1 protein-coding gene is annotated in these 7702 nt (G+C 42.8%); it reads right to left on the reverse strand.

Features of this window, described 5'->3' with window-relative positions; genetic code table 11:
- Positions 1-113: 113 nt before the first annotated feature.
- Positions 114-7694, reverse strand: coding sequence for a hypothetical protein (locus WCG05_01675; protein MEI8320703.1), 7581 nt, complete (start codon positions 7692-7694; stop codon positions 114-116).
- Positions 7695-7702 lie beyond the last annotated feature (8 nt).

The following is a 7702-nucleotide window of genomic DNA, read 5'->3' on the forward strand; positions in this document are numbered from 1 at the left end:
ATATAGCCGATTCCTTATAAAGGACATATGTCGTTCAACTAGGTTTTACTAAGCCTCTCTCCTCGTGCCTCGTATCCTTTAAAGTAATCTAGCTATAGCTTGTTTCTTATAAGTTAATCCCGCCTATTTTCTTGCAGTTTTAAATCATTAACCTGAGATAAAAGATTTTTTGCAATCAGCTCTTCTTTTTTAATTCTTTCTATATCTTTTTGCAGTTCAGCAGGGAGGTTATCTGTCTTTACTGATAGAAAGCGATGATCCATGTTAAATGCAGGACCTTGATATTCCATATCTGAGATTTTATTGGCTAAAATTCTATTATCATTTTCATCGCTGCCTCTGATATTTTCCTGACGGAGGGTTCTCAGCTTTTTCTCCAAAGCATGGGTTTTCCTTTTATAATCGGGATCATAGGTTTGATTACCTACATCATGGTCTTCAAGAGCCTTCTGTAAGGCCGGCGCAAGTTTTACAGGACCAATAGGAATCCATTCAAGATTTTGGAAATTAGATGAATCATCTTCTGCAGCATCTAAACTTGAAACAACCTGAGACCCATTAACGCTTAGACTAAACGAAGTATCTTGGGTTCCAGAATCTGTGGGGTCAACAGGCTGTTGTGATTGGTCTATTGGGTTACCTGAATCATTCGTAAACCCATCAGATCCTCCCTGATTTTCATCCCCACCCAAATCTGGGGAACCTCCTAAAAGTTGCCCTGTGATATCATCAGGGGTGAATGTTGTATCCACTGTTCCGGGATCCGCAGGGTCTGTTGGGACATCACCGGGTGCTATTTCAATGGTATAAGATCCATCAGGTGCTGTATAATTGCCGTCTCCATTACCTCCTTGTCCTGAATCCTGGTTTGATCCCAAACCCGGATCAGTCGGAAGATCACCATTTCCCCCATTATTGTTCGTTGGATTTGGCGGTAGAGGGGGCTCTGGTTGGGGTGGTGTTGGGGGGCCTCTATAAATAATATATGTCTCTGCAACTGGCCCAGGGGCAGGATTAAAAACTATCCAAGTACCTGGTTCAACCGTATAGATTGGCCATTGATTGGTGTAAAGAGTTGGAATGCCTACCATTGTTACGGTGCCGTTATAGATTTGATTGTTCACTGTATAGGCGCTACCGCTTAAAGTTATGGCTGGGGCTGTGGTGGTTAAAGAGGTCAGCGGAGCCCCCGTCCAAACCCCTATTTGACCCATGGATAGGGTTCCTGCTGCATTTAAGGTTAGATTTTGCGCCGTGGGAGTGCTTGTGATCGCCCCAATACTTATATTGTTGGCAGTGCTTGTTAGGGTGGCATCTGTTCCAGATAGATTTGTAGTGCCTGTATAAGTTTGACTTTCTGTGGTGGTTATATTGTCAGTTAAGTTTATAAGAGTCGCTATACTATTTAAACTTGTAAGGGGTGTGCCTGACCCTATAAGGGGTAGTTGAAGCGTCTCTACGACTCCTCCATCGGGGGCGCCCTGAATTGTTAAAGAGTGGGCGCCATCGATTGTGCTAGGCGCTTGTCTTCCAAACCCATTCGTGAAAGTCTGAAATCCAATTTGTCCAGTAACGGTTTGTAATGTGACATCACCATTTAAGATAACAGCACCAGTGTAAATTTGTAGCCCTTCTGTGATAGTCGTTATATTTCCTAGGGTAATGTTGCCCAAACTGCCCCCATTCAAGGCCGTTGCCGTTAAATTGCTTAAGGAATGTGTCGTTCCTATATTATTAGGCAGGCTAATATTAGCTGCAGAAAGAGTAAGATTATATGAGGTTTCAAATCCATTAATGCTGCTGCTAAAAATTATATCCGTATTGGTTGTTAAAGTAGAGTCTGCTCCTACGGTTACCGGCCCATGATAAGTTTGATTGCCTGTTGTCGTTATGTTTCCGGTAAAAGCTATGTTTGGGGTTGTGCTGTTCCCTAGTACTAATGTGTTGACACCCGTAACTGTAGCTAATTTTACTCCGCCTCTACCTGATGGGACATCAATGGTTAGATTAAATGGACCGCCAAGTGCGTTACCTGTTATTGTACTGTTAATAAATAGAATGCCATCATCTTTAGTGGCGGGAGATGTTGTTACGGTCAATGCTAGGTTATTGCCTAGATTTACCGGCATCGTATAGCTTTGGAGCAGTTGTGTTGTAACATTATCACGTATGGTAATCGTTCCTACCCCTGAAATATCCATCGATATCAGTGGAATTATTCCACCAACAACCCCACCAAAGTATACTCCTTGCGATCCTGAATTCGTTGTCAAGACAGAGGCCCCGTTAAGGGTTGATGTAAAAGAAATAAGGCCAGAAATACCAGTTGTCGTTAATGTAATCGGCGTTGCAGCCAAATTTACTGGCCCATAATAAGTTTGTGGTCCCGTCGTTGTAGCATCCCCAATTAAATCTATAGCGCTGGCAGTGACAGATAGAGTCGTTAAGTAAGGTACAGTATTTAAAACAGGCAAATTAGCTTGGGTAACAATTCCTCCACCTGTAGTTCCCTGAATAGTTAAAGCATAAGATCCTGTGATAGTGCTATCAGCAGAGAACTCAATTGAACCATTGGTTGCTTTCAAAGCCAGGTCATTATCCAATGTCATAGACGCCGTATAACTTTGGTTTCCAGTTGTCGCAATAGAACTGGTACCATTTACGGTAAGGGCTCGGTTTGCAGCACCATTAGGACCAACGGTTAGGCTGGTTATGGGGGTTGTGTCTCCTATATCAGCATTTAAGTTAATTGTGTTTGCATAAACAAAAAGATCTTGTGCCCCATCAATGGTGCTGCCAATAGTTATCGTGTCTCCTCTTAAGGTTGGATCTGCGGCTAAGGTAATTGCACCCCCATAGGTTTGATCACCTGTGGTTGTGACATTACTAGTCAGAATAGTAGAAACCCCACTTCCTATAGTTAATGATGCTAAGTTAGCAGAACCAAAAGTCACCTGAGTCGTGGGAGTTGCAATGATTAGATTATGCGCGCCGTCAACACTTCCATCAAATTCGATGTAATTGGTTTCAGAAGTTAAAGTAAAATCTGAATCTAAAGTAACATTACCAGAATAGGTTTGAGTTCCTGATGTTGTAATAGAACTGTTTAAGGCCGTTGTTCCAGAAACACTAAAATTATTGATATTGGTAAACAGTCCATTCAAAGCACTGTTTCCAGTGATGGTCAAGTTATATGGAGTACCTGTACCTGTTGCTATAAGAGGTCCTAAACTGATCGTACCTCCTGTCAATGTTAAATTGTCAGCCCCTAAAGTTATGCTGCCCGAATAGGTCTGTGTTCCTGTGGTAGTGACATTGCCATATAAATTAACAGGTCCAATCCCTGTGTTCACAGAAGCTAGGGAAGTTCCTGAACCCACATTGCCCCCAAATGTGATGGACCCTGTTCCTGTACTTAAAATAAGATCATAATTCCCATTAATTGCACTTTGAAAATTAATAGGATTACTACTACTGTTTAAGGACGTATTGGTACCTAGGGTAACGGCTCCCCCATACAGTTGGTTGGCAGAAGTAGATACATTTCCTCCCAAAACAATAGTAATCGGATTTGTGATGGTTAAGTGTGTTAAATAGTTGCCTCCTCCTCCCACATTACCAAATCCTACGCTTCCAGTTGATGAGGCAATAGTCAAACCATAATGGGTTCCACTGGTTACTCCGCTAATATCTGCCAGAGTGATAAAGGTTCCATTTAAAGTTGTATTGCCGCCCAAGGTTGCAAGTCCAGTGTAGACCTGAGTACCTGTAGTCGTAATAGAAACATTTAGCTTTGAGGGGCCATCAATTCTTAGGTTATCTATATTGTCAACGGTATCATTCATGGTGACAAGTCCCTCCGTTGCTGAAAGCGTTAAACTGTTGCCTCCCCCCGCTATGGACGTATTCAAAGTGACATTTCCTGTCGTTGATTCCAGAGTAGAATCTGTATTCAAGGTAACAGTTCCAGAATAGGTTTGACTGTCTACAGTAGTAATGCCCCCGTTAAGAGTAATCGCATTAGTATCGTTTATTAAAAGGGTAGTTAAAGGATTGGAAAATCCAATGTTTCCTAGTGTTACACCAGATGTTGATCCATTAATTGTTAAGCTATAAGCAGATATGGTTCCATCAACATTACCTAGGGTAAGAGTGCTGCTGTTTCCAGCTGTTAGGGTTCTGGTGTTTCCTAATGTAACAGTGCCCCCATAGATTTGATTACCGGTTGTGGTGATATCTTCATTTAAAGTGATTGTGTTTGCCGAATAATCAGAACCATTATTCACACTAAGATTATTAATATTATTAATTGGATTATTCAGGGTCATGTTTCCTGTAAGGGTAAAATTGTGTCCATTTCCGGCAACAGTTTGTAAAACAACTGTCCCCCCTTCTGTTGAACTTAGGGTAAGATCATCATTCAAAGTCAGGGTATTTCTATAAGTTTGATCGCCTGTAGTGGTGATAGAGATAGGACTTAATCTCCCCATACTAATCGGCCCTAATCCCGTGTCTAGAGAGATTAGTGGTGTAGTCGTTCCCGCACTTCCCCCAAAAGAAAGGGCTCCAACTCCTGTGCTTAAGGTAAGTGCATGGGCCCCATCAATAGCGCCACCAAAGGTGATATTATGATCTGTTGTGGTCAGAGTAGAATCTGCACCTAATGTCATCGCTCCTGTATAGATTTGTGTTCCTAATGTTGTTATAGAGTTATTTAAGGCAGTTGTTCCCGAAACACTGAAATTACCAACAACACTAAAGGCTCCATCCAGAACGCTGTTACCTGTAATGGTTAAATTATTGCCTGCCCCTGTAATAGCTTTTAACGTAATAGTGCTACCTTCAAGAGTCAAATTTGTACCCAAAGTCATTGGACTACCATAGGTTTGATACCCTGAAGTAGTGATGCCAGAAATACTATTGCTTAAAGTGATAGTGTTATCGGGCAACCCATCATTGATACTAAGGTTGTTTACGCCAGAAATATTATCATTCAGATCTACAGCGTTTCCTGCAATATTAAGGCTATAGTTTTGCCCAGTAACTGCACCCAATTCGATGGTACCCCCGGCCGTTAAGGCCATATCATCACTCAAAGTCATCGTTCCACCATAGGTTTGAGCACCTGTGGTAGCAATAGAAGTTGGAGTTGCCCCCCCCGCCGGCCCCATGTTCACAGCGCTTGCCCCTGTATTCAAAGAACCCAGAGCATAGATTAATCCCATATTTCCGTCAAAATTCACATTTCCGGTCGCAGCAAGAGTTAGGGCCTGTCCTTGACTTCCGCCCTCTCCATCAGGTGTGGCATCAACAGTGCTGTAAAAAGAGATATCTCCACTACTGTTCGTTAAAATGATTGTTCCCGATGGGGTACCCCCCAATGTTACAGTTCCCGGATAAGTTTGAGCGGTTGTGGTTGTAACGTCACCTGTTAAGGTGGCAGGAATGGTTGAATCTATTTGTAAAGTATGTACGTTTGTAATTGTACCAAAAGTAACCGCTGATGCTGATGCGATGTGTAGATTAGAACTCTCTCCACTGACGTTACTCATGATAATGAGTCCAGTTCCTGCCGTTAGAACAGACCCGCTGTTCAATGTTATGGTTCCACCATAGTTTTGACCATCTGCTCCCGTGGTAGTGACATTTCCGGTTAGGCTAACAGCTCCAGATCCTGTGTTGAGAGAAGTTAAGGCAGTTAGGGGCGTATAGCCCACATTCCCGCCAAAAGTCACGCTGCCGGCGCTTCCTCCAGATCCTGTGTTAAGGGTAAGAGCATGGGCCCCGCTTATCGTACCACTAAACCCTATATTACTATTCGTCGTCTTCAAAGTAGCATCTCCACCTAAGGTTATCCCCACATAAGATTGGGACCCTGTTGTGATGATGTTATTATTTATCGCGACAGTGTTGCTTGGTGTACTATCAAGGGAAGTCAAATTTGTTCCCCCACCTACAACTCCTGTAAATGTGACAACTCCTGTACCTGTGACAAGCACAAGAGCATGATTCCCATCTAATGTGCTGCTGAATGTGATGGGAGAGCTTGTTGTTGTTAAGGTCGTATCTTCCCCTAAGGTCACGCACCCCTCGTAAGATTGAACACCTGTTGTTGAGACGCTTCCATTTAAAGTCGTGGGAATATTGTTAGTAATAGTCAGGGCGCCCAAGGCATTGTATACAAATCCCGCCCCAACGGTTCCAAAGGAAACAGTACTTCTTGCTACAGCCGTTGAACCAATTGTTAGAGTATAATAACTGGAAGATCCATCTACATCCGCTAGACTAATGGCTGCTCCATCTGCATCTAAGGTGACATTTGTCCCTAACGTTACTGTTCCTTCATAAGTTTGATTCCCTGTGGTTGTTACATTTTGACTAAGGGATGTCGCCCCGGTAACGGTTAAGCTACCTATGGTTGGGGTTGCAATAGTGCCAGCAGACCATAAGTGGCCAGAGGTGACAGTGTCAATATTGACTGCTCCAAGAGTATTTGTGCCAGCTGTATATTGCCCAATAACAGATCCTAAGTAGAGAGTAGGGCTAGTGCCAGTCAAACTATAAGAAAATCCGGTTAAAGATAAATTAGAAATACTTGTGTTTGCATTAGAAACTCCTATGGCCCCTCCCAGATTAATAGTACCACCACTCCCATTATTGGTAGTGACAGATGGATTCGTCACATTTAGCGTAACAAATGAGTTGCTGCCGGATGCGATCTTTCCTATGGCTCCACCATAATCTCCGATACTACTTGAGGTGGCGCTAGTTGAGTTGATCGCGACATTTGAAACATCAACTTCTCCCGTAGCAGTAAGATAGTTAGATAGACCAAAGAGGCCCCCTATATAAGAATCTCTGGCATTAGAGGTAATTGTGTAGGTTCCGCTAGAACCATCTATAGAAATATTATTAATTCTGGAGGGATGCCCTGAAGACCCCTCATACTGATCAGCTAGGATGCCATAGGTGCTGACATTTGAGCTAATTGCTGCTGTTACGTTATGCAGCAACTCTACACCCAGGTACGCAACTAGATTATCACCATTGTTAGATGTAGCAAAAAGACCGTGGGAAGCATGCGTAAATGTAATGGTATTTATATTTGATAAGTCTACTGTGAATGCTCCGGGATAGTTTGTGTAATGAATAGCTGTTCCTAGAAAGCTTGCACCAATTAGGGCTGCACCTGCGGGCAAGCTTCCTAAGTTGGTGTTGCTTGATAGTGAGATATCTTGTGTAATATGAAATCCATCATAATGGCTTGGAATACTACCGAAGTTGGGTGTACTTGTCGTTTGCCTAACCACATAGGATGCAATATTTGTTAGTGTTAAGGCATTAGTGCCTGGGGAAGATGTCCATGCAGTTGTTGATGAGCTTAGGCTATAGTTACTGGGAAGACTTAAGGTCACATGATTTTTGTTAGCATTTCCTTGAATAGATGCGTTATTGTCCAATAGCTTAAATGCGGATGTGAAAGGGCTATTTTGTGCGGCTACATAAAGATATAAATTTCCTAGTCCTGTTGTATTGCCAAGACTGACTCCCGCAGCAAAATAAATCTGGCCTGTGTGGCTAAGTGTATCATCCCCGACTTTTAGCAACAGATCATAGTTTGAGCTCCAGCTAAAACTGTCAGCAATACCTATGCCGTTTGCATTTGCCCCAGCTGCAGAAGACGCATCTAGCAACACGTTTC

It is taken from the genome of Alphaproteobacteria bacterium, from assembly GCA_037146715.1.
Taxonomy (GTDB): domain Bacteria; phylum Pseudomonadota; class Alphaproteobacteria; order UBA7879; family UBA5542; genus JBAWWO01.